Genomic DNA, 23,735 nt, shown 5'->3' with positions numbered 1-23,735 from the left:
AGATTCGTTGGGAGGTCCAATGATTGTCGGATAGTCTGCCAATATGGCCGAAGTACCGCTCACCGCGATCCGATCCCTGCCCAGCTGGCTCCTCGGCCGCGCCGCCGCCCGGGGCCGCGGCCTCGTCTCCGACGCCCTCGCGGCCGAGGGGCAGAAGATGTGGCACCATGTCGTCCTCTCCGCCGTCCGCGACCTCCAGCCCGTAGCCCAGGCCGACCTCGGCCGCAGCGTCGGCCTCGACCCCAAGGACCTGGTCGGCGTGCTCAACGACCTGCAGTCCGCCGGCCACGTCCTGCGCACCCCCGACCCCCGGGACCGGCGCAAGAACGCCGTGACCCTCACCGGCGAAGGCGCCCGCCTCCTCGCGCGCTGCGAGCAGGCGGCCCGCGAGGCCAACGACGAGCTGCTCGCCCCGCTGTCGGCCGCCGAACGCGATCAGTTCATGGGCCTGTTGATCCGGATTTCCGGCACGGACGGCTGACGGCGGCTAACGTTCCGTCATGACCGCAGCTCCCGTGCTCGATCCGCAGCGCACCGCCCTGATCCTCGTCGATCTGATGGAACGCATCGTCGCGCTACCGCTGGAACCCCACAAAGGAACTGAAGTACTGGCCACCGCCGAGGAGTTGACGGGCGCCTTCCGCGCCGCCGGAGCGCCCGTCGTGCTCGTCCGGGTGGAACGCCCCTCGGCCGCCGAACAGCCGCCCGGCAGCGGACTCGTACCCGGCCTCGCCGCCGACGGCGACCTGGAGGTGGTCAAACGCACCATCGGCGCCTTCCAGGGCACCGGCCTGGACGAGCGGCTGCGCGAACGCGGCGTCACCACCCTGGTGTTCGGCGGCATCGCCACCAACCTCGGCGTCGAGTCCACCGCTCGCGCCGCCGCCGACCTCGGCTACCACCTCGTCTTCGCCGAGGACGCCATGGCCGCCTTCACCGCCGCCGAGCACGAGGCGTCCGTCCGGCTCGACTTCCCCCGCCTGGGCACGGTCGTGACCGCCGGCGAGGTACGCTTCGCCGCCGCCTGACCGCTCAGACCGGCGTGCCGCCCCCGTCCTGACAACTCCTCGGCGACAAGCGGCAGTTGCTTGCCACCACCGACGGGCGCGCCGCCGCCGCGTGCAGTGGGCCGCGCACCGGCGCCGGCGGCCTTCCGGTCGGCTTCCGCGCCGGTGTCGTCGTCGCCCATGCCCTGCGCGCCTTCGCGGCGGCGCACCCGGACGTGGAGACCAACGCCGGCCGGGACATGGGGGCACCTCCCGCCCGAGCGTGGTCGACACCGGGTGAGGGACGACCGGGAGCGGCTGATCCTCGACGGGACCGTCGACATCGCCTGCGTACGGCGACCGGCTCGCCGGTGAGCCGGAGCTGTCGCTCGCCGGCCTCGACCGGGTGCTGCCGGCCGCCGCTCACCCCTGATCACGGCGTTCGTCGAAGCGGCGCGCAGTCCTTCGGCTGAGGCGGGGCCCGGCGGCGCAGGGGGGCGCTCCCCGCCGGCCGGGGCCCCGCCGCCGTGCCGCGGGGAGGCGTCTCAGCCCTGGGCGGCCGCCTCTCGCAGGGCGATGCGGTCCTCACCCGCGTACACGTTCATCGAGCTGCCCCGCAGGAAGCCCACCAGGGTCAGACCCGTCTCCGCGGCCAGATCCACCGCCAGCGACGACGGCGCCGACACGGCCGCCAGCACCGGGATGCCCGCCATCACCGCCTTCTGCGCCAGCTCGAACGAGGCCCGCCCGGAGACCAGGAGGATCGTCCGCGACAGCGGCAGCTCGCCGTTCTGCAGCGCCCGCCCGACCAGTTTGTCGACCGCGTTGTGCCGGCCGACGTCCTCCCGTATGTCCAGCAGCTCGCCGTCCTCGGTGAACAGGGCCGCCGCGTGCAGGCCCCCGGTCCGGTCGAACACCCGCTGGGCCGCCCGCAGCCGGTCGGGCAGGCTCGCCAGCAGCTCCGGGGTGACCCGGACCGGGGGAGTGTCGGCGATCGGGAAGCGCGCGGTCGTCCGTACGGCGTCCAGGCTGGCCTTGCCGCACAGACCGCACGAGGAGGACGTATAGACGTTCCGCTCCAGGGTGAAGTCCGGCAGCGTGACGCCGGGCGCGGTCTTCACGTCGACCACGTTGTAGGTGTTGACCCCGTCTGCGGTCGCGCCCGCGCAGTAGACGATGTTCTGCAGATCGGATGCCGTGGCCAGGACGCCCTCGCTCACCAGGAACCCGGCCGCCAGCGCGAAGTCGTCGCCCGGGGTGCGCATGGTGATCGCGAGCGGTTTGCCGTTCAGCCGGATCTCCAGGGGTTCCTCGGCGACGAGTGTGTCCGGCCGGGTGGAGAGCGCCCCGTCGCGGATGCGGAGGACCTTGCGTCGTTCCGTGACTCGTCCCATGTCCTGATCAGCCCCGGTTCTGTACGTGCTGGTAGCCGAAACGGCCCTTGATGCAGAGATTGCCGTGGGTCACCGGATTGTCGTGCGGAGAGGTGACCTTCACGATCTCATTGTCCTGCACATGGACCGTGAGGGTGCAGCCCACTCCGCAGTACGCGCACACCGTGGCCGTCTCCGTCTGCCGCGACTCGTCCCAGGTGCCCGCCGCCCGCATGTCGAACTCCGTCTTCGGTGACAGCGCCCCCGTCGGGCACACCTCGACGCAGTTCCCGCAGTACACACAGGCAGAGTCGGTCAGCGGCGCGTCGTGCTCGACCGCGATCCGGGCGTCGAAACCGCGCCCGTCAGCGGGATGTCCAGCTCGTCGGGCCGTACGAACCCGCCCGCCGCGCCGCCGAGCAGCACCGCCCGCAGCCCGTCCCGTACTCCGGCGAGGCACAGCAGCTCGCCCAGCGTGGCGCCGAAGGGAAGCTCGTAGACGCCGGGCCGCGCCACGCTCCCGGACACGCAGTACAGCTTCGGCCCGGTCGACCGCTCGGTGCCGATCGCCGCGTACGCCGGGGCGCCCATCGTCAGGATCGGCAGGACGTTGACCAGCGTCTCCACGTTGTTCTCGACCGTCGGCTTGCCGAACAGCCCCTGCTCCACGGGAAACGGCGGCTTCGAGCGCGGCTCGCCCCGGTACCCCTCGATGGAGTTGAACAGGGCCGTCTCCTCCCCGCAGATGTACGCCCCCGCGCCCCGCCGGACCTCGATGTCGAAGGCGTAGCCCCGGCCGAGGATGTTCTCGCCCAGCAAGCCGCGGACGCGCGCCTGGTCGACCGCATGCTGCATACGATGTATCGCTCGCGGATATTCGCCGCGGATGTAGAGGAGGCCCCGGTGCGCGCCGATCGCATACGCCGCGACGGTCATCGCCTCGACCAGCGCGTACGGGTCGCCCTCCATGATCACGCGGTCCTTGAAGGTGCCCGGCTCGGATTCGTCGGCGTTGCAGACGAGGTGATGCGGGCGGTCGGGCTGGGACGCCGTGGCCTGCCATTTGCGGCCGGTGGGGAAGGCGGCGCCACCGCGCCCCACCAGACCGGAGTCGGTGACCTCGCGGATGACTCCGGCGGGCCCGAGCGCGAAGGCCCGGCGCAGTGCGGTGTAGCCGCCGCGCGCGCGGTAGTCGTCCAGCGAGGCCGGGTCGACGACACCCACCCGCCGCAGCAGGACGAGGATTACCGCGGAGGTCGGAGACCGAATCCTGTCGACGAAATATTGTCTACAGTATGGAGTTGAGGCCGACAGAGTTCGGACACCGGCCGTTCGGCGCCCGGGATGCCGCTCCTCGCATACGAACGATCCGCGGCGGCCGGGTTCGTCGCCTATGGGTGTACGAACGCGCACAGAAGGCGACACGGCTGTTCAACGGGTGAGTGCTGTGAAAGGCCGGGCGTCCGAGAGTCTGCAAGAAGCCGACAACTCGGGCGCCCGATTCCTGTGGCTTCACCTGCCGTCGTACCCATGGGTCACTGATCAGACTGGGGGATCCCGCTACCCACGGCCCACGAGGGGACCCCGCCATGAACGGCTCGCGCATCGCCGCCATCGGTCACTATCAGCCCGCCAGGGTGCTCACCAACGAGGACCTGGCCGACATGGTCGACACGAGCGACGAGTGGATCAGCAGCCGGGTCGGCATCCGGACCCGGCACATCGCCGGCCCCGACGAACCGGTCGACGAGCTGGCCGCGCACGCCGCCGCCAAGGCCCTCGCCGGCGCCGGTCTGACCCCCGCCGACATCGACCTGGTCCTGGTCGCCACCTCCACGGCGGTCGACCGGTCCCCGAACATGGCCGCCCGGGTCGCCGCCCGGCTCGGCATCCCCCAGCCGGCCGCGATGGACGTCAATGTGGTGTGCGCCGGGTTCACGCACGCGCTGGCCACCGCCGACCACACCGTGCGGGCCGGCGCGGCCACCCGGGCGCTGGTCATCGGCGCCGACAAGATGTCCGACGTCACCGACTGGAGCGACCGCACCACCTGTGTCCTGGTCGGCGACGGGGCCGGGGCCGCCGTCGTCGAGGCGTGCCCGCCGGGGGAGGAGCCGGGGATCGGGCCGGTGCTGTGGGGGTCGGTGCCGGAGATGGGGCACGCCGTGCGGATCGAGGGCACCCCGCCGCGGTTCGCGCAGGAGGGCCAGGCCGTCTACCGCTGGGCCACCACCCAGCTCCCGGCCATCGCCCGCAGCACCTGCGAGCGGGCCGGCGTGGCCCCCGAGGATCTCGCCGGGGTCGTCCTGCACCAGGCCAACCTGCGCATCATCGAACCGCTGGCCGAGAAGCTCGGCGCCGTCAACGCGGTGGTCGCCCGCGATGTCACCGAATCCGGCAACACATCGGCGGCCAGCGTCCCGATGGCCTTCTCCAAGCTGCTCGAACAGGGAGCGCTCAGCGCGGGCGATCCGGTGCTGCTGTTCGGCTTCGGCGGCAATCTGTCGTACGCGGGGCAGGTCGTACGCTGCCCGTGAGTGGACGACGTCACCGTTGAGTGAATGAAGTCCGGTGGCCTAGGCCTGGATTTTGTGCACCGTAGACTGTAGACAAAAGACAATCGATACTGAGTGTCCAGCGTCCACGCGTCAGACCTGTCCAGGAGGGGGAACATGATGTTGTCGGCCGGACTGCCGCACGGGGCGGTGCCCAAGCTCGAACGGCCCGGACCGCTGCGCGAGCGTGTCTACGAGGCACTGCTCGAGCTCATCACCACCCGCGCCCTGCAGCCCGGCCAGCACCTGGTCGAGAGCGAGCTGGCCGGGCACCTCGGTGTCTCCCGGCAGCCGGTGCGCGAGGCGCTGCAGCGGCTCAACACGGAGGGCTGGGTCGATCTGCGGCCCGCGCAGGGCGCGTTCGTGCACGAGCCGACCGAGGAGGAGGCCGACCAGCTGCTGACCGTGCGCACCCTGCTGGAGGCGGAGGCGGCCCGGCTGGCCGCACTCCACGCCGACGCATCCGGAGTCCACGCGCTGGAAGAGGTGTGCGCCGAGGGCGAGAAAGCCGTCGCCGCCGACCAGGTGGACCGCGCCGTCGCCCTCAACGCGGCGTTCCACGCCAAGATAATGGAACTGGCGGGCAACGCGGTCCTCGCCGAACTCGCCGCCCAGGTGGACCGCCGGGTCCGCTGGTACTACACCCCGGTGGCGCGGCAGCGCGGGCGCCAGTCCTGGATCGAACACCGGGAACTGATCCTCGCGATCGCCCACAACGACCAAGAACGAGCCGCCCACCTGATGCGCGCCCACACCGAACACACCCGCCGCTCCTACCACGAGCGCCACGGATCCTGACCACCCGGCGCCTCGCCCCTCGTCCTCGGAGCCGTCACGACCTACGTACGGCTCACGACCGACGTACGGCCATCACGGCAGCCGTACGGCCGTCACGGCCTGGCTGGCGCAGCAGCAGCGCGATCGCCGCCGCCACCATCGACACACCGCCGGCCAGCGCGTAGGCGCCGTTGTAGCCCCAGGCGTCGACCACCATGGAGCCGAGGCCGCCGCCGAACAGGCCGCTGACCAGCTTGCCGCTGTAGACGAGGCCGTAGTTGGTGGCGTTGTAGTTCTCGCCGAAATAGTCCGGGGTCAGCGCGGCGAACATCGGGTAGAACGCGCCGCCGCCGAAGCCGGAGAGGAAGGCGAAGAACAGGAACAGCCACTCGCTCTTGATGTCACCGGCCCAGATGACGCCGAACTGGGCGAGCCCCAGGACCACGATGACGAACACCAGGGACGTCTTGCGGCCCCACAGGTCCGACAACCAGCCGACGACCGCCCGCCCGACGCCGTTGATGACCGCCATGACACCCATCGAGGACGCCGCGACCAGCGGGCCGAAGCCGATCTGTTTGGCGTAGTCGACCTGGAAGGAGATCCCGAAGATCGACACACCGGCGGTCATGACGACGCTGATCCACATCAGCGGCAGCATGCCTGTCCTGATGGCCTCCTTCGGGGTGTACTGCCGTACCGCCGGCGGGTTCTTCGCCAGGCTCGCCGCCCTCTTGCCGTCGGCGGAGTGTGTCAGCGGGTCGACGTCGGCCGGCCACCAGTTCTTCGGCGGGTCCTTGAAGAAGAACGCGCACACCGCGACGACGATCAGCACGTACACGCCGATCAGATCCAGCACCTCGTCGTAATTGCCGGTGTCGAAGGTGTAGTTGAAGATGAAGATGAAGGGCAGCGAGCCGTAGGCGAAGCCGCCGTTGACGAACCCGGTCTTCGCGCCGCGCCGTTCCGGGAACCACTTGCCGACCATGTTGATGCAGGTCGCGTAGATCAGCCCGGAGCCCACACCGCCCACGACACCGAAGCCGAGGACGGCCGGCAGCACGTTGTCGAGGTGGGACAGGGCCAGGAAGCCGAGCAGACACATCGTGGCGCCGAGGAACATCGCGCGGCGCGCCGTGATGATGCCCTTCTCGCGCAGCCAGCCTGCCGGGAAGGCGATACCGGCCTGGAAGAACACCCAGACGCTGAGGATCCAGAAGGTGTTGCTCTGGGTCCAGCCGTGTGCGGCGGACAGGGTGTCCTCGGCGGAGCCGTAGGCGTACTCCGAGACGCTGATGGCCATCATCGCGACCCACGGCAGATACACCATGAACCTGCGGGAGTGGCCGAGGATGTCGCGGTCCGTCTCGCCGATGCGGTAGACCCGCCCCCGGGAGTCGGTGACTTCGCGGTACGAACGGTCCGCCGAACCGGGGTCGGCCGGCGTGTTCCTTGTTGTCGGATCAGCCGTCATGTCAGGCCATCTCCTCGCCGAGCGGGTGGGGATTGGGGACGACGCGCCGGACGCTGAGCCTTCCCGGCGCTTTGAGGAACAGCGCCACCACGGCGCAGGCGAGCCCGGTACAGCCCGCCAGAAGGAACGCGGAGTGGGGGTCCCGCGCGGTGTACGCGACGGCGCGGGTGCTGCTGCCGACGGCGACCGGCAGCAGCCAGGCGCCGGTGAGCAGTCCATGGACGCTCGCGCTGTGGTTCTCACCGAAGTGGTCCGTGGCCAGTGCGGTGACCAGCGCCAGGACCGCCGCGCCGGCGGCGCCGGTGACCGTGGCACAGCCGAGGAGGAGCACCCCGCTGCCCGCCCGGGCCGCGCCGAGCACCCCGAACTGGGCGACGGCCAGCAGCAGACAGGCCGAGATGAGGGCCGTGCGCCGCCCCGAGCGGTCCGACAGCGCGCCGGCCGCGGCCGCCCCGGCGCCGCCCGCGACGGTCACGGACCACACCGTCGGGCCGCCGAGCCCGAGTTGTCCGCCGTATACCGTGAGCAGGCAGATGCCGAGCACGGCGACGCCGGCCGCGCCGAGCAGGCACAGCCACATCAGCCACAACACCGGGTTGCGGGCGGCTTCGTGCAGGGTGTGGTGGCGTACGGCGGGCGGGTTCTTCTCCCGTGCGCGCCGGGCGACCGGATCCGCCGGCACGGCCCGTGGATCGGGACGCGGTGGCCACCAGTTCCGCGGCGGATCCTTGAGGAGCCGGCCAGCCCCGGCCACCGCCACGGACGCTCCGGCTCCCGTGGCCGCGAGCAGGACCTGCGGGTCGGCCCCGCGCACCGGGGGCCAGGAGGAACGGTACGGCCCCGAGGGCGAGCCCGCTCGCCACCGCTCCCGTCGGGCCGCCCCGGTGCTCCGGCCACCACCTGCCCGGCAGCGTCAGACAGGTCGCGTGCACCAGCCCGGCGCCGGCACCGGCGGCCACGGTGAAGACGAGGCGGGCGGCGGCGAGGTCCGGAGCGGCGGCGAGCGCCAGATACCCGGCCAGCGTGCCGAGCGCTCCGGTCGTCATGGCCGCGCGGGCGGAGAGCCGGCCGCTCTCCCGCAGCCGCCCGGCCGGGACGGCGACGGCCGCTTGGGACAACGCCCACAGACCCGCCGGCCAGTACAGGTCCCCGCCCCACCGGTGAGCGGCTCGGAGACCGGCCTGTGCCGCGAAGAACGCGTACGCGGCACAGCTGATGCCCGCCAGACCCACCCAGGGCAGGACAACCATCCAGATCCGGCCACGGCCCAGCAGATCGACGTCGCTCTCGCCGACCCGGTAGACGCGGCCCCTGCGGTCCCTCACCTCCCTGCACAGCACGGAGGCGGGGGAATCGATCGTTTCCATCGTGCGACTCGCACCCCTTGCGTCGAAAGTTCTGGTCAGCGCCCCCTGTCCCATGCCTTTCGTGCGCGCCCGGGTCGCGGGGCCGGCCGACGCGCACCGCCGGCCGACCCCTCCGTCACTCACGTCATGAACCGCCCCCCAGCAACCCGACCGCCCGCGCCCACCGAGCGGTGTTTCGCCCGGCGGGCAACCCCCGGACCCCCGGGCGATGCCGGGCGAGCCCCCGTCGTCACAGGAGCCCCGCAGCCCGCGCCCACCGATACTTCGCACCGAGCGCGGCCACCGGCTTCTCCGTCGTGTACGGGTACGCCACGACCCCCCGCTCGAAGAGGTACCGGCAGGCCTCCTCGACCTCGACGTCCCCCGCGAGGGACGCCACGACCGGCTTCTCGATGCCCCGCTCGCGGAACTCCGCGACGACCCGCGCCGCCAGCTCCGCGAACACCATCGGCGGGGTGACGATCGTGTGCCAGTAGCCGAGCACCAGCGCGTGGATCCGCGGATCCTCCAGACCGAGCCGGATCGTCGCCTCGTACGTCGACGGCGGCTCGCCCCCGGTGATGTCGACCGGGTTGCCGGCCGCCCCGAACGGCGGGATGAACCGGCGGAACGCCTCGTCCAGGTCGGGCGGGATCTCCATCAGGGACAGCCCGTTGTCGGTCACCGCGTCCGACAGCAGCACGCCGCTGCCGCCCGCGCCGGTGATGATCACGATGTTGTCGCCCCGGGGGGTGGGCAGGACGGGCAGGGCACGGGCGTACTCCAGCATGTCGTTCAGCCCCGGCGCCCGGATGACCCCCGCCTGCCTCAGGATGTCGTCGTACACCGCGTCGTCGCCCGCGATCGCCCCGGTGTGCGAGCTGGCTGCCTTCGCGCCCGCCGCCGTACGGCCCGCCTTCAGCACCACGACCGGCTTCTTCGGCACGGTCGCCCGGGCCGCCTCCACGAACGCCCGGCCGTCCTTGAGGTCTTCGAGATGCATGGCGATGCACTCGGTGTGCGGGTCCTCACCGAACCAGGTCAGCAGGTCGTCCTCGTCCAGGTCCGACTTGTTGCCGAGGCCGACGATCGCCGACACACCCGTCTTCGTGGTGCGGGCGAAGCCCAGGATCGCCATGCCGATGCCACCGGACTGCGAGGTCAGCGCCACCCCGCCCTTGACGTCGTACGGCGTGCAGAACGTGGCGCACAGGTCCTGCCAGGTGGAGTAGTAGCCGTAGATGTTCGGGCCGAGCAGACGGATGCCGTGCCGCTCGGCGATCTCCACGATCCGCGCCTGCAGTTCGCGCTCGCCGGTCTCGGCGAAACCGGACGGGATGAGGACGGCGTTCGGGATCTTCCTGCGTCCCACCTCCTCCAGGGCCGCGGCCACGAACGCGGCGGGAATGGCGAAGACTGCCACATCCACCTCACCGGGAACATCCGTGACGCTCTTGTACGCCTTGCGGCCCAGAATGTCATCGGCCCTGGGGTTCACCGGATGGATCTCCCCGGAGAAGCCGCCGTCGATGAGATTGCGCATGACCGAATTGCCGATCTTGCCTTGCTCGTTGGACGCGCCGATGACGGCGACGGACGACGGCTGCATCAGCCTGCGCATCGTCGACAGGATTTCGTCGCGTGCATACCGTCGACGGGCTGGTGTCGACGACTCGGCGAGGATCACCCGGATGTCGGCGGCCATCGCTCCGTCGGGCGTGGCGATCACCGGATTGAGGTCCACCTCGGCGATCTCCGGGAAGTCCGCGACCAGTTGGGAGACCCGCCGGATCTGTTCGGCGACCGCCCACCGGTCCACACCGGCCTGCCCGCGCACCCCGCGCAGGATCTCCGCCGACCGGATGGAGTCCAGCATCGACACGGCCTCGTCCGCGGTGACCGGCGCCAGCCGGAACGTCACGTCCTTCAGCACCTCGACCAGCACACCGCCGAGCCCGAACGCCACCACCTTCCCGAACGTCGGGTCGGTGACCGCGCCGACGATGACCTCCAGCCCCCGGGGCAGCAACTCCTGCACCTGCACGCCCTCGATACGGGCCGCGGAGTCGTACGCATGCGCGCTCTCGATGATCCGGCAGAACGCGGCCCGTACGTCCGCCGCGCCCTCGACGCCCACCACGACCCCGCCGGCGTCGGTCTTGTGCAGGATGTCCGGGGAGACGATCTTCATGACCACCGGCCCGCCGAACCGCGCCGCGGCGGCCACCGCCTCGTCCACGTCCTTCGCCAGTGCCTCGCCCGGTACGGCGATCCCGTACGCGTCGGCGATCACCTTGCCCTCGGGCGCGGTCAGCCCGGTACGGCCCTCGGCGCGCACCGCGTCGAGGAGGGTGCGCACCTTCAGCACCCGGTCCTCGGCCATCACGTCAGATCACCCCGTTCGACTTCAGCAGGCGCAACTCCTCGTCACTGAGGCCCAGTTCGCCGACGTAGACCTCTTCGTTGTGCTCGCCGAGCAGCGGTGAACCGGTCACCTCGACGGGGGAGTCGGACAGCTTGATCGGGCTGCCGACGGTGGTGAATTCGCCGCGTTCCGGGTGGGGGACGCGGACGACCATCTCATTGGCGGCGAGTGAGGGGTCCTCGATGATCTCCTTCGTGGACAGGATCGGCCCGCACGGGATGTTGTGCGCGTTCAGCTGCTCCAGCACGTCCCACTTGGGCAGGGTGGAGGACCATTCCTCGATCAGCTGGAACATCTTGTTCAGCTTCGGCAGCCGGGCCTCGGGGGTGGCCCACTCGGGGTCCTCGGCCAGCTCGGGCCGGCCGATCAGCTCGGTGACCGGCTTCCAGCCCACCGGCTGGACGATGACGTAGACGTAGTCGTTGGGGCCGCCGGGGGCGCACTTGACGGCCCAGCCGGGCTGGCCGCCGCCGGAGGCGTTGCCGGAGCGGGGGACCTCGTCGCCGAAGTCCTCGTTCGGGTACTCCGCGAGCGGCCCGTGGGTGAGGCGTTGCTGGTCGCGGAGTTTGACCCGGCACAGGTTGAGCACGGCGTGCTGCATGGCGACGTTGACGCGCTGGCCGCGCCCGGTGCGTTCGCGCTGGAAGAGTGCCGCCAGTATCCCGGCTACCGCATGCACCCCGGTGCCGGAGTCACCGATCTGCGCGCCGGTCGCCAGCGGCGGTCCGTCCTCGAAGCCGGTGGTCGCCATGGACCCGCCCATGGCCTGCGCGACGACCTCGTACGCCTTGAAGCCGGTGTACGGGCCGTCCCCGAACCCCTTGATGGAGGCGTAGACGATCCTGGGGTTGATCTCCTGGATGCGTTCCCAGGTGAACCCCATCCGGTCCACCGCGCCGGGACCGAAGTTCTCCACCATCACATCCGAACGGCGGATCAGCTCGGTGAGCAGTTCCTTGCCGCGCTCGGTCTTGGTGTTCAGGGTGATGCTGCGCTTGTTGCAGTTCAGCATCGTGAAATACAGCGAGTCGACGTCGGGGAGGTCGCGCAGCTGTTTGCGGGTGATGTCGCCGGTGGGGGCTTCGAGCTTGACGACGTCGGCGCCGAGCCAGGCCAGAAGCTGGGTGGCGGAGGGCCCGGACTGGACATGGGTCATGTCGAGGACGCGGATGCCCTCAAGTGCCTTTGCGGTCATGGGCGTCGACCTCACTTGTACATGGTCTGGTTCATGGTTCCGGGGGCGTAGGCGTCCGGGTCGACCCAGACGTTGATCAGCGACGGCTTGCCCGACTCCCGGGCCCGGCGCAGCGCGGGGGCGATGTCGGCGGGGTCGCGGACCTCCTCGCCGTAGCCCCCGAGCAACTGCGCGAACTTGTCGTACGCCACGTCGCCGAGGGTGTTGCCGACCCGCTCGCGGTCCTTGCCGTACTTGACGGCCTGGCCGTAACGGATCTGGTTCATCGAGGAGTTGTTGCCGACGATCCCGACGAAGGGCAGGTCGTAGCGGACCAGGGTCTCGAAGTCCCAGCCGGTGAGCGAGAAGGCGCCGTCGCCGAAGAGGGCGACGACCTCCTTGTCCGGGCGGGCCTGCTTCGCGGCGAGCACGAAGGGGATGCCGACGCCGAGGGTGCCCAGCGGGCCGGGGTCCATCCAGTGACCGGGCGACTTGGGCTGGACCACCTGCCCGGAGAAGGTGACGATGTCGCCGCCGTCGCCGATGTAGATCGAGTCCTCGGTGAGGAAGTCGTTGATCTCGCTGACCAGGCGGTAGGGGTGGATCGGTGAGGCGCCGGACTTCAGGCTCGGCAGCCGCTTCTCGATCGCGGTCTGCTCGGCGGCGCGCAGTTCGTCCAGCCACTCCTTGCGCCTGGAGGCGCCGCCGTTGATGCGTCCGGAGGCCGCCTCGGTGACGGACTTCAGGACCAGCCCCGCGTCGCCGACGATGCCGAGGTCGATGTCCCGGTTCTTGCCCACCGTGCGGTAGTCCAGGTCGATCTGGACGACCGTGGCATCGGGGGAGAGGCGCTTGCCGTAGCCCATACGGAAGTCGAAGGGGGTGCCGACGATCACGATCACATCGGCGTTGGAGAAGGCGTACCGCCGGGAGAGCTGGAAGTGGTGCGGGTCGCCGGGCGGGAGCGTGCCACGGCCGGCGCCGTTCATGTAGGCGGGGATGTTGAGGGTGCGCACCAGCTCGGTGGCGGCTGCCGTGCCCCGGGTCGTCCACACCTGGCTTCCCAGCAGGATCGCCGGCTTCTCGGCGTGGACGAGCAGGTCGGCGAGCTTCTCGACCGCCTCCGGATCGCCCGCCGAGCGGGTGGAGGCCCGATAAGCGCCCGCCCTCGGCACCCGCGCCTCGCCCACCGGGACCTTGGCGTCCAGGACATCACGGGGGATCTCCAGGAAGGACGGACCGGGCGCACCGTGATAGCACTCGCGGAACGCCATCGACACCATGTCCGCCGCGCGGGCCGTGTCCGGCACCGTCGCCGCGAACTTGGTGATCGGCGCCATTATGTCCACGTGCGGAAGGTCCTGCAGCGACCCCATTTTGTGCTGGGTCAACGCACCCTGCCCGCCGATCAGCAGCATCGGCGACTCCGCTCGGAAGGCGTTCGCGACCCCGGTGACGGCGTCGGTCGTACCCGGACCGGCGGTGACCACCGCACAGCCCGGCTTGCCCGTGATCCGGGCGTAGCCGTCGGCGGCGTGCGCGGCGACCTGCTCGTGACGGACGTCGACGACTTCAATGCCCTCGTCGACGCAACCGTCGTAGATGTCGATGATGTGGCCACCGCACAACGTATAGATGCGGTCGACTCCCTCGGCCCTCAGTGCCTTGGCGACCAAGTGCCCACCGGAGATCACGTCTTGGGTGTCGTCGGGCATGGCGGAGTCCTGTCCCTTTCGTAGGGGTTTGATCGGCGCACGGTTGTCCTATTTAGTACGTCTATTCCTATATGTGCATTACGGTACTCCGTATGCGGTAGATTGCATACAGTCGACGAATACTGTATGAAGCTTGTTATCCCGCATCCCGGTGGGTGGTGTCCAGGGGGCGTACGCACTTTTCGGTCACCGAAACCCGGCCACTCTCCGTCACTGGGGCTGACTCGACGGTGACTCACCGATGTACGCGCAGGCGTCGCGCCACCGTGACGATCCGGCAGACAGGAGCTGCACATGGACCTGTACGAACACCAGGCGCGGCAGCTGTTCGAGGAGTACGGCATCCCCGTGCCACGGGCCGAGGTCACCGACTCTCCCAAGGAAGCCCGCGAGATCGCCCGCCGGCTCGGTGGCCGGGCCGTGGTCAAGGCCCAGGTGAAGACGGGAGGGCGGGGCAAGGCGGGTGGAGTCAGGCTCGCCGCAGACCCTTCCGCCGCGGAACTGACAGCACGTCAGGTGCTGGGTATGGACATCAAGGGCCACCGGGTCGGCACGGTGATGCTCGCCGAACCGGTCGACGTGGTCGAGGAGTTCTATGTCTCCTATGCCCTCGACCGCACGGCGGGCGGCTTCCTCGCCATCGCCTCCGCGCAAGGCGGCATGGAGATCGAGGAGGTGGCCGCGGCCCGGCCGGAGGCGGTGGCGCGGATCCCCGTAGACCGGGCCGAGGGCGTCACCTCCGCCAAGGCGGGGGAGATCGCGAGCGCGGCAGGTCTGCCGCCGCAGACCGTCGACGTCCTCGTACGGCTGTGGCAGGTGCTGCTCCGCGAGGACGCCCGGCTGGTGGAGGTCAACCCACTCGTCCGCACCGCCCAGGGACGGATCCTCGCCCTCGACGGCAAGGTCACCCTGGACGACAACGCCCGTTTCCGGCAGGCCCGTTGGAGCGAGCGGGTCGAGGAACACCCGGACCCGCTGGAGGCGGCCGCCGCCGAACGCGGCCTGACCTACGTCCGGCTCGACGGCGAGGTCGGGGTCATCGGCAACGGTGCGGGACTGGTCATGTCAACCCTGGACGTCGTCGCCGGCTGCGGCGCCCGCCCCGCCAACTTCCTCGACATCGGCGGCGGGGCCTCCGCGCAGGTGATGACCGACGGACTGTCGGTGATCCTGTCCGACCCGGCCGTGAAGTCCGTCCTCGTCAACGTCTTCGGCGGGATCACCGCCTGCGACGCGGTCGCCGAGGGCATCGTGGCGGCCGTGGACACCGCCCGGCTCACCAAGCCGCTCGTCGTCCGTCTCGACGGCAACAGCGCCGCACGCGGACGCGCGATCCTCGGCGAGCGCGCCCATCCGCTCGTCGAACAGGCCACCACCATGGACGGCGCCGCCCGCCGCGCCGGCGAACTCGCCCACACCGCCTGAGGAGCCGGGACATGGCCATCCACCTCACCAAGGAGAGCAAGGTCCTCGTCCAGGGCATGACCGGGGGCCAGGGCATGAAACACACCCGGCGCATGCTCGCGGCCGGCACGAACGTCGTCGGCGGGGTCAACCCGCGCAAGGCCGGGCAGACCGTCGGCTTCGACGGGCAGGCCGTACCCGTCTTCGGGTCGGTCGCCGACGGTATCCGGTCGACCGGAGCCGATGTCACCGTCGTCTTCGTCCCGCCCGCCTTCGCCAAGGACGCCGTCGTCGAGGCCGCCGACGCCGGAATCCCCCTCGCCGTCGTCATCACCGAGGGCATCCCGGTGCACGACACGGTCGCCTTCACTGCGTACGCCAGACGCGCCGGCACCCGGATCATCGGCCCCAACTGTCCCGGCCTGATCACCCCCGGCCAGGCCAACGCGGGCATCATCCCCGCCGACATCACCAAGCCCGGCCCCATCGGCCTGGTCTCCAAGTCGGGCACGCTGACGTACCAGCTCATGTACGAACTCCGGAACATCGGCTTCTCCACCTGCGTCGGCATCGGCGGCGACCCCGTGGTCGGCACCAGCCACATCGACTGCCTGGCCGCCTTCCAGGACGACCCCGACACCGAACTCATCGTCCTCATCGGGGAGATCGGCGGCGACGCGGAGGAACGGGCCGCCGCCTGCATCCGCGACCACGTCACCAAGCCGGTCGTCGGCTACATCGCCGGATTCACCGCTCCAGAGGGCCGGACCATGGGCCACGCCGGCGCGATCGTCTCCGGCTCGGCCGGCACCGCCCGCGCCAAGCAGGAGGCGCTGGAGGCGGCCGGAGTCCGCGTCGGCCGCACGCCGACGGAAACGGCCCGGCTGGTCATGGAGTCCCTCCACACCGACTGACACCGGCGGCCCGCACGCGTTGTGACCGAGCCGGCCTGGCGGGTCGCGGAGGTGCTCCGAGCGGATGGACACCGGCCGGCATACCTCGTGGCCGAGGTGGCTTGGCTGGTCGCGGAGGTGCTCCGAGCGGATGGACGCCGGTCGGCATACCTCGTGGCCGAGCCGGCCTGACCGGTCGCGGAGATTCTCCGAACCGACGGACACCGGCCGACCCAACTGCCCCCCGACACCGGCGTCCACCGGCCGCCATCCCGCCACTCCGCGTCACTCCAACCCCCCACTTCACGCTCACCTCGCCTCACCTCACCTCACCTCACCTCACTTCACCCCGCCCCGACCGTGCACCGAGAGCGGAGCTGACGTATGCCACCCACCCTCACCCCGACTCCCGCGCTCCTCAAACCCGGCACGGCCTACGCCGACGCCTGGCAGCGCTGTCTCAGCGTCGCGCCAGAGGCGTTCCGGGATGATCGTGTCCTCAATCTCTGGGGTGCCACCTGGCAGCCCGACGGGCGCACACTCCCTGTGACCACCCCGGTCGACGGCAGCCCGATCGCGGGTGCCCCACGACTGGACGGCGCCACCGCCGGGCAGGCGGTCCGTGCCGCGCTCGACCAGCACCGTGCCTGGCGGCACATCCCGCTGACCGAACGGCGGGCGCGGACCGCCGCCACCCTGGACGCGCTCTCCGCGCACCGCGATCTGCTCGCCCTGCTGCTCGTCTGGGAGATCGGCAAGCCCTGGCGGCTCGCCGTGGCGGACGTGGACCGGGCGATCGACGGCGTTCGCTGGTACGTCGACGGCATCGAGCCCATGCTCGCCGGCCGGACCCCGCTGGACGGACCCGTCTCCAACATCGCCAGTTGGAACTACCCGATGAGTGTGCTGGTGCACGCCGCCCTCGTGCAGGCCCTGGCGGGCAACGCGGTGATCGCCAAGACCCCGACCGACGGCGGTGTGGCCTGCCTCACCCTCGCCATGGCGCTGGCCGCCCGCGAGGGGGTGCCCGTCACCCTGGTCGGCGGCAGCGGCCGGGAACTGAACCAGGCTCTGGTGCGGGCACCGGAGATCGGCTGTGTGTCCTTCGTCGGCGGCCGCGACACGGGTGCCGACGTCGCCACGGCCGTCGCCGGCCGTGGCAAACGGCACATCCTGGAGCAGGAGGGCCTCAACACCTGGGGCATCTGGGACTTCTCCGGCTGGGACCGGCTCACCGCGGTGATCCCCAAGCTCTTCGACTACGGCAAACAGCGCTGTACGGCGTACCCGCGTTTCGTGGTCCAGCGCTCCCGCTTCGATGCGTTCCTGGCCGCCTACCTGCCGGCGGTCCGCTCCGTCCGCGTCGGTCATCCGCTAGCGGTCGCGGACCCCGCCGACCCGCTCCCCGAACTGGACTTCGGTCCTCTGATCAACGCGGCCAAGGCCAAGGAACTCACCGACCAGGTGGCCGAGGCCGTAGACCGGGGCGCCGTACCCCTATACCGGGGCTGCCCCGACGACAGACGTTTCCTTCCGGGCCAGGACACCTCCGCATACGTCCACCCGGTCACCCTCCTCAACCCGCCGCCGTCCTCTCCACTGCACCACGCGGAACCCTTCGGCCCTGTCGACACGATCGTCCTGGTCGACACCGAGGCCGAGCTGCTGGCGGCCATGAACGCGTCCAACGGCGCCCTGGTCGCCACGCTCGCCACGGACGACCAGGCCACCTACGACCGGCTCGCCCCGCAGATCCGCGCCTTCAAGACCGGGCACGGCGTCCCCCGCTCCCGCGGCGACCGCGCCGAACTGTTCGGCGGGTTCGGCGCCTCCTGGCGTGGTGCCTTCGTCGGCGGCCACCTCCTGGTACGCGCCGTGACGCAGGGCCCGGCGGGCGAGCGACTGCCCGGTAACTTCCCGGCGTACCAGCTCATGCCCTGTCCCTCACGGGGTGTACACGCGCTCTCGCACTCTGCATACGGTCGCCGATCCCGGCGGCTCTTCTCCCTCCGTCCGCCGCCCAGCACGCGGATACGCAGGTGAAACGCACTCCGAAACCTTGGTATTGTTGTCCATGTCGCTGCGGGGAACACCCCCGGCAAGGCGACAGACACCTAGTCCGGGTGGCGGAATGGCAGACGCGCTAGCTTGAGGTGCTAGTGCCCTTTATCGGGCGTGGGGGTTCAAGTCCCCCCTCGGACACCGCACCGTTTATAGCGATACGGAAACGAGGGCTGCGACCTTACGGTCGCAGTCCTCGTTGCGTTGCCGTAGGTGATCGTGATGCCCAGGGCTTCGTGGAGGGCTCTTTCTTCTCGGTGTCGGCGGCTTGGATACGTTGTGCGATGTCTCCGAGTCTGTCAGTGATCTCCCCGATCCGGTCGGCGGGCAGTGCGTCGAGCTTCTTCCGTGCCGCTTCCCTGTCCCGTCGTGCGTCGTTGATCCACTGTGTGACGACGGCTGGGCCGGCTCCGGAGTCGAGGGCGGCCTGGTAGCGGGCAAGACGCCGCTCGCATTCCTTGATCGCCTGGCGGGCTGGGCTTGCCCGGTCCGGAATGCGCACTGATCATCGTTGCCCTCCTCATCTACCTGAACAGGTGTTTCTGCACGGCGGTGTTCCGTGCCGCCGAGTGGGACCTGCGCAATCCCTGCACGATCGAGGTCATCACCATCACCGCAGGTGGACCACCCGGTCCGCCAAGTCCCGTACGACTGCCTCGTCGTGGCGGACGAACACGTGGCCAAGGCCCCGTGTGTCCTGGAGGTAGGCGAGCGGATTCAGGGCCGGCCCGCACCGACGGGCCGAAGCCGACACCGGTTCGTCGAGGAGCAGAGCTGGTACAACTCGCACCGGTTCCACCGCAGCCTCGGCTGTCGCAGTCCCGCCGCATGCGAGAGCGCATTCGCAGGCGTCTTCGTTGTCCTGTAGCGAGCACTACCGCGGACACGCCAGCACCAACGGCGGTTCACTCGCTGACCGCGGCAACCTCACAAGACCTGCATTGACATGGCCTTGACCAGCGCAAGAGGGCGGCCGCATGGTGAATCCATCTGGCCCGCAGCTGACCTGACATGCCGTCTGTCAACGCTGCTCTTGGTCATGTGGTCCTTCCGAACCGCCTCAAACCGCACGGAGGCTTGATGCACCGAAGCGAGATACCCTCCGGATCCCTGGTGATCCACCGCCACCGACCGAGACGGCGGGTGCGGTGGATGGCGGCCGCCCTCACCGCGATGCTCACATTCGCCGTCACTGCCCTCACCATCGGACTGGCCACAGGCGTCCAGGCCGCCGCTCTCTCGTCCGCCCCGAGCGCGTCCGCCTCCGCGAGTACGACGGGCTTCGGCTGCGTCCATCCCTTGCAAGCGGGACAAGCCCGCTGTTTCGGCGTCATGAAGGCCCACCGCACCGCCTCGGGCCGCATGTCACCGTTCACCACCGGATCCCCGACCACCATGGGGTTCGTGCCGTCCGATCTGCGGTCCGCCTACAAACTGGGCGGTACCTCGGGATCCGGCCGGACGGTGGCCATCGTCGACGCCATGGACGACCCGAACGCCGAGTCCGACCTGGCCGCTTACCGCAGCGCCTACGGTCTGCCGTCGTGCACCACCGCCAACGGCTGCTTCCGCAAGGTGAATCAGAGCGGCCAGGCATCGCCTCTGCCCTCCGGTGACTACGGATGGGCCGAGGAGATCAGCCTCGACCTCGACATGGTCTCGGCGACATGCCCCGGCTGCCACATCCTCCTGGTCGAGGCGAACTCGGCGAACGTCCCGGATCTCATGACGGCCGAGGACACTGCCGCCACCACATCGGGCGTCGTCTCCGTCTCCAACAGCTGGGGCGGGTCCGAGGACAACACCATCACCTCCGTCGACTCGCACTTCAACCACCCCGGCGTCGCCATCACAGCGAGTTCGGGTGACTCCGGTTACGGTGTCTCCTGGCCGGCCTCCTCCCCGTACGTCACCGCCGTGGGCGGCACCTCGCTGAGCAAGGCGTCCAACTCCCGCGGCTGGACCGAGACCGCCTGGAGCGGCGCGGGCTCGGGCTGCTCGGCGTACGAGGCCAAGCCGTCCTGGCAGCATGACTCCGGATGCGCCAGGCGCGCCGTCGCCGATGTGTCCGCGGTCGCCGACCCCAACACCGGGGTGGCGGTCTACGACACGTACAACAGCTGTGGCGGCGGATCGTTGTGCGACACCGAGCTTCAACTCGGTCTCGCACAGGGTGCCGACGGATGGGTCGAAGTCGGAGGCACCAGCGTCTCGTCGCCGATCATCGCGAGCGTCTACGCGCTGGCCGGAAACACCGCTCAGGTCGTTGACGGCTCGTATCCGTACGGCCACACGTCGGCACTCAACGACGTCACTTCGGGCAGCAACGGCTTCTGCGGCGGCAGTTACCTGTGCACCGCGGGTCCGGGATACGACGGGCCGACCGGTCTCGGCACGCCCAACGGCACCGGCGCCTTTTGACGGCGGCGCTCTCTGACCGACAAGGGCTGGGCTCGCGTCGCACCACTGCGACGCGAGCCCAGCCCTTGCCTTGTCTCAGCCCTCGGAGTGCACGAGCGTGACGTCGAAGCCCGATTCGCCGCTGCCATCGGGCGACTCCGCGCCAGCGATCCGGGCAGCCGGCAAGGCCGGGCCACGACCGCCTGGGTCTCCAGAGCAGCCCTTACACTCTGCCCGGCCGGCTCCTGGGCCGACGAGTGGACGGCCCGCGAGGCCCTCAGGTCCATCGGACGCAAGGGCCACTGGGCGGGTGTTCCTCGCACGCACGAAGCTCTTGTCCTGGAGGGCGGAGCTTCATGCGGAGCTGCGGCAGGCCGGCGCGATGTTCCACCGGCTGCTGGAGTCGGCCACCGCCGAGGACCTGCGTCGGCGGAGCGAGGGACTCGCTGGACCAACGAGCAGCTGCTGTACCACATGCTGTTCGGATACATGGAGCCCTTTCCAACCTGTCGCGCTGACCGGGTAGTTAGCCTGACGGACAGGTGAAGCCCTTGGTAGATGGGTCTTCGACCAGGAAATTCGTCTCCACCAGAGGCTTCGCGTGCTTGTCTACCCCTCCGGCGTCGATGTGCCCAGCTCTGTCCTCCGCTTCCTCGCCGCCCGCCTGAGGGAACACCGCCGCGCTCTCGGCACCCGATGGCGGTCCCTGAGCGCGGGCCGGCGGGCCCTGCTTACCGCGCCACCACCGCCTACCGCTACGTCACCGAGGCCGTCTTCCGGTACTGCTCGATGGGTGTCACTCGTTCGTGGGTTGCCTGACTGACGCTGCCTGGCGCAGGGGAACACCTCACGCCGTACGGCGGGGGTGATCAGGAAGGCATGGTCTGTATGCGATCTATGCGATCGTTCAAAGTCGTCGCCCTCACCACCACTACCGCCGTCGCCGTCGGTGGTGTGGCGGCCGCCGCTTCCAGCAGTGCGGCGGACTGCTCTGTCTCAGGGCAAAGGTGTTCCATGCTCAGCTCAGCCCAGAACGGTGGAACCATCGTCTACCTCTGTGCCCAGCCGGGCATCGCACCCGCCGGTACGCCGTCTGTCCTGCGAGACAGGGGACGGTCACGGGCACCATCAAGCCAGCTGATGTCGTCGGCCCGACGGCCCAGGGGATCGCCCCGGGAGATTTCGCCGCGTTCGTCGCTGCGATCCGGGCCGGCAAGACGTACGCCAACGTACACACCACGGCTTACCCGAACGCCGAGATCCGGGGGTAGCTCACACAGGGAACTGGCCGCTGTCGACTGAGCCGACAGAACTCCCAGAGGGCATTTGCTCCTGCGGGCCCTCCTCGTGCTGACGAACGCCGCAGGCGGCGAGTGCCACCGCCAGGGCGGCGGCGATGCCGGAGGCGGCCAGGGCGCGCCGGGCCGCGGCCGGAGGCATGGCAGGCATGGGGTGACGTCCTCCCCGTCAGTGTCCCCACGCCGGGTTGGGAGTGCTACTGAGGAATGGCGGCAGGGTGCCGTCAGGCCCACCGACGACGCCATGCTCTCCATGGCCCTCCATCGGAGGGACCAGAACACGAGCCTGCTCGATATCGCCGCGAGGCCGGATATTACCTAAGAGCTCGCAGAAGGCTTCTTTAGAGTGGGGAAAACTCGCAATAGCCACCCGACAACTGGGCGCCATCGGAATGAAGTCCACAGCCCATTCGCTGTGGTGAATTCATTCATGTGCCATCTCGCCGTAAGGGGGCCGGTCAGGTGAAGAGCTACAGGCGCAATGCCGCGACCGACCTGGAGCGCGTATTTCCAGATCGAATTCGAGTGGCAGTGTTCGGAGTTGCGATTTTTACACTTGCTGTCATCGGTCATATGTGGACCGTTTGGTCCAAGGATCTATGGTGGCTCATCGACACAGAGGTGTACCGAGCCGGGGCGGAACGGGTCACGGCATCATTGCCACTTTACGATCATAGCGTTTACGATGGGCTGCAATTCACGTATTCCCCATTCGCCGCGCTGTGTTTCTTACCGCTCACGTTTTTCTCGATGGACTCCCTGCGCTTCTTGGTGACGTGTGTGAATCTTGCTGCGCCGCTGGTAGTGGTTTGGATGGCGTGGGGCTTCTTGGGCTACAGGCCCGACCACGGCCGGCTCGCCATGACGTTCCTCGTCGGAGGTTTCGCTCTCTGGCTCGAACCGGTGCGGACCACTGTAGTGCTCGGGCAGGTCAACCTGCTGCTATTGATCCTCATCATGATGGATTGTGCGCCCCATGGCTCTCATAGGATGCGAGGAGTGGGGGTCGGTATCGCAGCTGCTGTCAAGCTCACACCGTGTATCTTCGTTGTCTACTTTGTGGCGACACGCCAATTCAAAGCCGCCATCGTATCCGTGCTGACAATTCTGGCCACGATCATGATCGGCTTCTTTGTTATTCCTGGAGATTCGGTAAAATACTGGGGAGGGATGTTTCTTGATTCAAGGCGCATCGGTGCAGTCACCAATGCGGGAAATCAGTCTATTGCTGGACTGTTGTCCCGTCAGATGCATGTCCTTAATCCGCCGACACTGCTTTGGCTGGCCCTCTCGGGCCTGACCGTAGTTATTGGCCTGGCCTTCGCTGCCCTGGCTCACCGGTGCGGTGAGGAACTGCTGGCGATCAGCGTTGTGGGCATCGCCAGCTGCCTCGCATCTCCCCTTTCCTGGAGTCACCATTGGGTCTGGGTGATCTTGCTCTTGGTGATCGGGGTCCATCACGTCCACGGACGTCGACCGTGGGCTGCCCTCTCTGTAGCAGCCTTCGTGATGCTGTTCTTCTCATGGATCGTCGGAAAGCCCAAAATCCCGGAGAGGACGCCTCCCATGGGAATCATCCAACGAACCTCCCAAGCTGAATGGAGCATGCTGGTCTGCAATAACCTCTATGTATGGATCGCAGTTATCGTCTATGCGGCGACCTTCTGGTACCTCAGTAGGATTGCTGCAAAGGACTTTCCGTCGGATCCACCGGTCGGTGACCGGAGCGAGGAGTGCCTGGCGCAGTGAGGTGCCTGCCGAGCCGGGAAGAGAGGATTTCCTGAACTTCCATCACTACCGACCCACCACTTGACCCGCGCTGGCAGCCCCTGGTGCCCAGCCTGACTTCAAGGA

The 23,735-nt window shown here is 69.3% G+C and carries 18 protein-coding genes, 1 tRNA gene and 3 pseudogenes; 12 read left to right on the top strand and 10 right to left on the bottom strand.

Features of this window, described 5'->3' with window-relative positions:
- Positions 1 to 43: 43 nt before the first annotated feature.
- Together M878_RS57275 and M878_RS57270 are read left to right on the top strand one after the other, a co-directional pair.
- Positions 44 to 481: a MarR family winged helix-turn-helix transcriptional regulator gene (locus M878_RS57275; protein WP_023545534.1), complete on the top strand. Its 438-nt coding sequence runs from the start codon at positions 44 to 46 to the stop codon at positions 479 to 481.
- A gap of 19 nt (positions 482 to 500) precedes the next feature.
- On the top strand, positions 501 to 1,028 hold the full coding sequence (locus M878_RS57270; protein WP_031224420.1) for an isochorismatase family protein: 528 nt from the start codon (positions 501 to 503) through the stop codon (positions 1,026 to 1,028).
- 503 nt (positions 1,029 to 1,531) lie between these two features.
- Here M878_RS57270 and fdhD read toward each other — a convergent pair.
- The 3 genes and pseudogenes from fdhD to M878_RS57260 all read right to left on the bottom strand — a co-directional run.
- The gene (gene fdhD, locus M878_RS57265) at positions 1,532 to 2,380 is read right to left on the bottom strand and encodes a formate dehydrogenase accessory sulfurtransferase FdhD (protein WP_023545532.1); all 849 of its coding nucleotides are present in this window, start codon (positions 2,378 to 2,380) and stop codon (positions 1,532 to 1,534) included.
- A gap of 7 nt (positions 2,381 to 2,387) precedes the next feature.
- Positions 2,388 to 2,723 (bottom strand): annotated as a pseudogene (locus M878_RS47255) (4Fe-4S binding protein); the annotation flags it as partial.
- A pseudogene (locus M878_RS57260) lies at positions 2,723 to 3,601 on the bottom strand (complex I 51 kDa subunit family protein); the annotation flags it as partial. The pseudogenes M878_RS57260 and M878_RS47255, both read right to left, overlap by 1 nt.
- A 347-nt stretch (positions 3,602 to 3,948) precedes the next feature.
- Here M878_RS57260 and M878_RS57255 point away from each other — a divergent pair.
- Positions 3,949 to 4,896: a beta-ketoacyl-ACP synthase III gene (locus M878_RS57255; RefSeq protein WP_023545529.1), complete on the top strand. Its 948-nt coding sequence runs from the start codon at positions 3,949 to 3,951 to the stop codon at positions 4,894 to 4,896.
- 138 nt (positions 4,897 to 5,034) lie between these two features.
- Positions 5,035 to 5,712 carry a GntR family transcriptional regulator gene (locus M878_RS57250; RefSeq protein WP_031224416.1) on the top strand — a complete coding sequence of 226 codons (678 nt, stop codon included), beginning with the start codon at positions 5,035 to 5,037 and terminating at the stop codon, positions 5,710 to 5,712.
- Between the two features lie 52 nt (positions 5,713 to 5,764).
- On the opposite strand, the gene M878_RS57245 is transcribed toward M878_RS57250, so the two are convergent.
- The 5 genes from M878_RS57245 to M878_RS57225 all read right to left on the bottom strand — a co-directional run bounded on the left by M878_RS57245 (position 5,765) and on the right by M878_RS57225 (position 13,825).
- Positions 5,765 to 7,165 carry an OFA family MFS transporter gene (locus M878_RS57245; RefSeq protein ID WP_023545527.1) on the bottom strand — a complete coding sequence of 467 codons (1,401 nt, stop codon included), beginning with the start codon at positions 7,163 to 7,165 and terminating at the stop codon, positions 5,765 to 5,767.
- 1 nt (position 7,166) lies between these two features.
- A complete protein-coding gene (locus tag M878_RS99590) occupies positions 7,167 to 7,919 on the bottom strand; it encodes an MFS transporter (protein ID WP_245238373.1) in 753 nt (250 codons plus the stop codon).
- A gap of 842 nt (positions 7,920 to 8,761) precedes the next feature.
- Positions 8,762 to 10,894, bottom strand: a complete 2,133-nt coding sequence (locus M878_RS57235; RefSeq protein WP_023545525.1) for an acetate--CoA ligase family protein — start codon at positions 10,892 to 10,894, stop codon at positions 8,762 to 8,764.
- A 4-nt stretch (positions 10,895 to 10,898) separates the two neighbouring features.
- Entirely contained in the window at positions 10,899 to 12,131 is a 1,233-nt protein-coding gene (gene frc, locus M878_RS57230; protein ID WP_023545524.1) for a formyl-CoA transferase, read from the bottom strand.
- Positions 12,132 to 12,142: 11 nt separating this feature from the next.
- Entirely contained in the window at positions 12,143 to 13,825 is a 1,683-nt protein-coding gene (locus M878_RS57225; protein ID WP_023545523.1) for a thiamine pyrophosphate-binding protein, read from the bottom strand.
- 294 nt (positions 13,826 to 14,119) lie between these two features.
- Here M878_RS57225 and sucC point away from each other — a divergent pair, with 294 nt between their 5' ends.
- The 4 genes from sucC (at position 14,120) to M878_RS57205 (ending at position 18,324) form a co-directional block, all read left to right on the top strand.
- Positions 14,120 to 15,250 carry an ADP-forming succinate--CoA ligase subunit beta gene (sucC, locus tag M878_RS57220; protein ID WP_023545522.1) on the top strand — a complete coding sequence of 377 codons (1,131 nt, stop codon included), beginning with the start codon at positions 14,120 to 14,122 and terminating at the stop codon, positions 15,248 to 15,250.
- Between the two features lie 11 nt (positions 15,251 to 15,261).
- Positions 15,262 to 16,143, top strand: a complete 882-nt coding sequence (gene sucD, locus M878_RS57215; RefSeq protein ID WP_023545521.1) for a succinate--CoA ligase subunit alpha — start codon at positions 15,262 to 15,264, stop codon at positions 16,141 to 16,143.
- A gap of 363 nt (positions 16,144 to 16,506) precedes the next feature.
- Positions 16,507 to 18,165, top strand: coding sequence for an aldehyde dehydrogenase family protein (locus M878_RS57210; protein ID WP_023545519.1), 1,659 nt, complete (start codon positions 16,507 to 16,509; stop codon positions 18,163 to 18,165).
- Positions 18,166 to 18,239: 74 nt separating this feature from the next.
- Positions 18,240 to 18,324 (top strand) — tRNA-Leu (locus M878_RS57205).
- A gap of 469 nt (positions 18,325 to 18,793) precedes the next feature.
- Here the strand turns inward: M878_RS57205 and M878_RS97375 are convergent.
- Positions 18,794 to 18,973 (bottom strand): P-loop NTPase family protein, encoded by a 180-nt coding sequence (locus M878_RS97375; RefSeq protein ID WP_158692659.1) that lies wholly within the window; start codon positions 18,971 to 18,973, stop codon positions 18,794 to 18,796.
- 362 nt (positions 18,974 to 19,335) lie between these two features.
- Between M878_RS97375 and M878_RS57200 the strand changes: the two genes are divergently transcribed.
- The 3 genes and pseudogenes from M878_RS57200 (at position 19,336) to M878_RS000000101770 (ending at position 21,854) form a co-directional block, all read left to right on the top strand.
- Positions 19,336 to 20,604, top strand: coding sequence for a S53 family peptidase (locus M878_RS57200; protein ID WP_023545518.1), 1,269 nt, complete (start codon positions 19,336 to 19,338; stop codon positions 20,602 to 20,604).
- A 580-nt stretch (positions 20,605 to 21,184) separates the two neighbouring features.
- Positions 21,185 to 21,319: pseudogene (locus tag M878_RS93825) on the top strand (IS5/IS1182 family transposase); the annotation flags it as partial.
- A gap of 271 nt (positions 21,320 to 21,590) precedes the next feature.
- Positions 21,591 to 21,854, top strand: a complete 264-nt coding sequence (locus tag M878_RS000000101770; protein WP_425347892.1) for a CHRD domain-containing protein — start codon at positions 21,591 to 21,593, stop codon at positions 21,852 to 21,854.
- Position 21,855: 1 nt separating this feature from the next.
- Here the strand turns inward: M878_RS000000101770 and M878_RS97370 are convergent, their stop codons facing one another.
- Entirely contained in the window at positions 21,856 to 22,032 is a 177-nt protein-coding gene (locus M878_RS97370) for a hypothetical protein (protein ID WP_023545517.1), read from the bottom strand.
- 311 nt (positions 22,033 to 22,343) lie between these two features.
- Between M878_RS97370 and M878_RS47245 the strand changes: the two genes are divergently transcribed.
- Positions 22,344 to 23,630, top strand: a complete 1,287-nt coding sequence (locus M878_RS47245; protein ID WP_158692658.1) for a glycosyltransferase 87 family protein — start codon at positions 22,344 to 22,346, stop codon at positions 23,628 to 23,630.
- The last annotated feature ends 105 nt before the right edge of the window (positions 23,631 to 23,735 follow it).

Origin of the sequence: Streptomyces roseochromogenus subsp. oscitans DS 12.976 (assembly GCF_000497445.1) — a bacterium.
Lineage (GTDB): Bacteria > Actinomycetota > Actinomycetes > Streptomycetales > Streptomycetaceae > Streptomyces > Streptomyces oscitans.
Note: the sequence above shows the minus strand (reverse complement) of the source record. Positions and strands in the feature narration are given on the sequence as shown.

Bases quoted from the DNA above. Each gene is read 5' to 3' on its own strand.
- M878_RS57225 (WP_023545523.1), bottom strand. From the start codon at position 13,825: ATGCCCGACGACACCCAAGACGTGATCTCCGGTGGGCACTTGGTCGCC.
- M878_RS57200 (WP_023545518.1), top strand. From the start codon at position 19,336: ATGGCGGCCGCCCTCACCGCGATGCTCACATTCGCCGTCACTGCCCTC.
- frc (WP_023545524.1), bottom strand. From the start codon at position 12,131: ATGACCGCAAAGGCACTTGAGGGCATCCGCGTCCTCGACATGACCCAT.
- sucD (WP_023545521.1), top strand. From the start codon at position 15,262: ATGGCCATCCACCTCACCAAGGAGAGCAAGGTCCTCGTCCAGGGCATG.
- fdhD (WP_023545532.1), bottom strand. From the start codon at position 2,380: ATGGGACGAGTCACGGAACGACGCAAGGTCCTCCGCATCCGCGACGGG.
- M878_RS57250 (WP_031224416.1), top strand. From the start codon at position 5,035: ATGTTGTCGGCCGGACTGCCGCACGGGGCGGTGCCCAAGCTCGAACGG.
- sucC (WP_023545522.1), top strand. From the start codon at position 14,120: ATGGACCTGTACGAACACCAGGCGCGGCAGCTGTTCGAGGAGTACGGC.
- M878_RS97370 (WP_023545517.1), bottom strand. From the start codon at position 22,032: ATGCCTGCCATGCCTCCGGCCGCGGCCCGGCGCGCCCTGGCCGCCTCC.
- M878_RS57275 (WP_023545534.1), top strand. From the start codon at position 44: ATGGCCGAAGTACCGCTCACCGCGATCCGATCCCTGCCCAGCTGGCTC.
- M878_RS57245 (WP_023545527.1), bottom strand. From the start codon at position 7,165: ATGACGGCTGATCCGACAACAAGGAACACGCCGGCCGACCCCGGTTCG.
- M878_RS57210 (WP_023545519.1), top strand. From the start codon at position 16,507: ATGCCACCCACCCTCACCCCGACTCCCGCGCTCCTCAAACCCGGCACG.
- M878_RS57255 (WP_023545529.1), top strand. From the start codon at position 3,949: ATGAACGGCTCGCGCATCGCCGCCATCGGTCACTATCAGCCCGCCAGG.
- M878_RS57235 (WP_023545525.1), bottom strand. From the start codon at position 10,894: ATGGCCGAGGACCGGGTGCTGAAGGTGCGCACCCTCCTCGACGCGGTG.
- M878_RS57270 (WP_031224420.1), top strand. From the start codon at position 501: ATGACCGCAGCTCCCGTGCTCGATCCGCAGCGCACCGCCCTGATCCTC.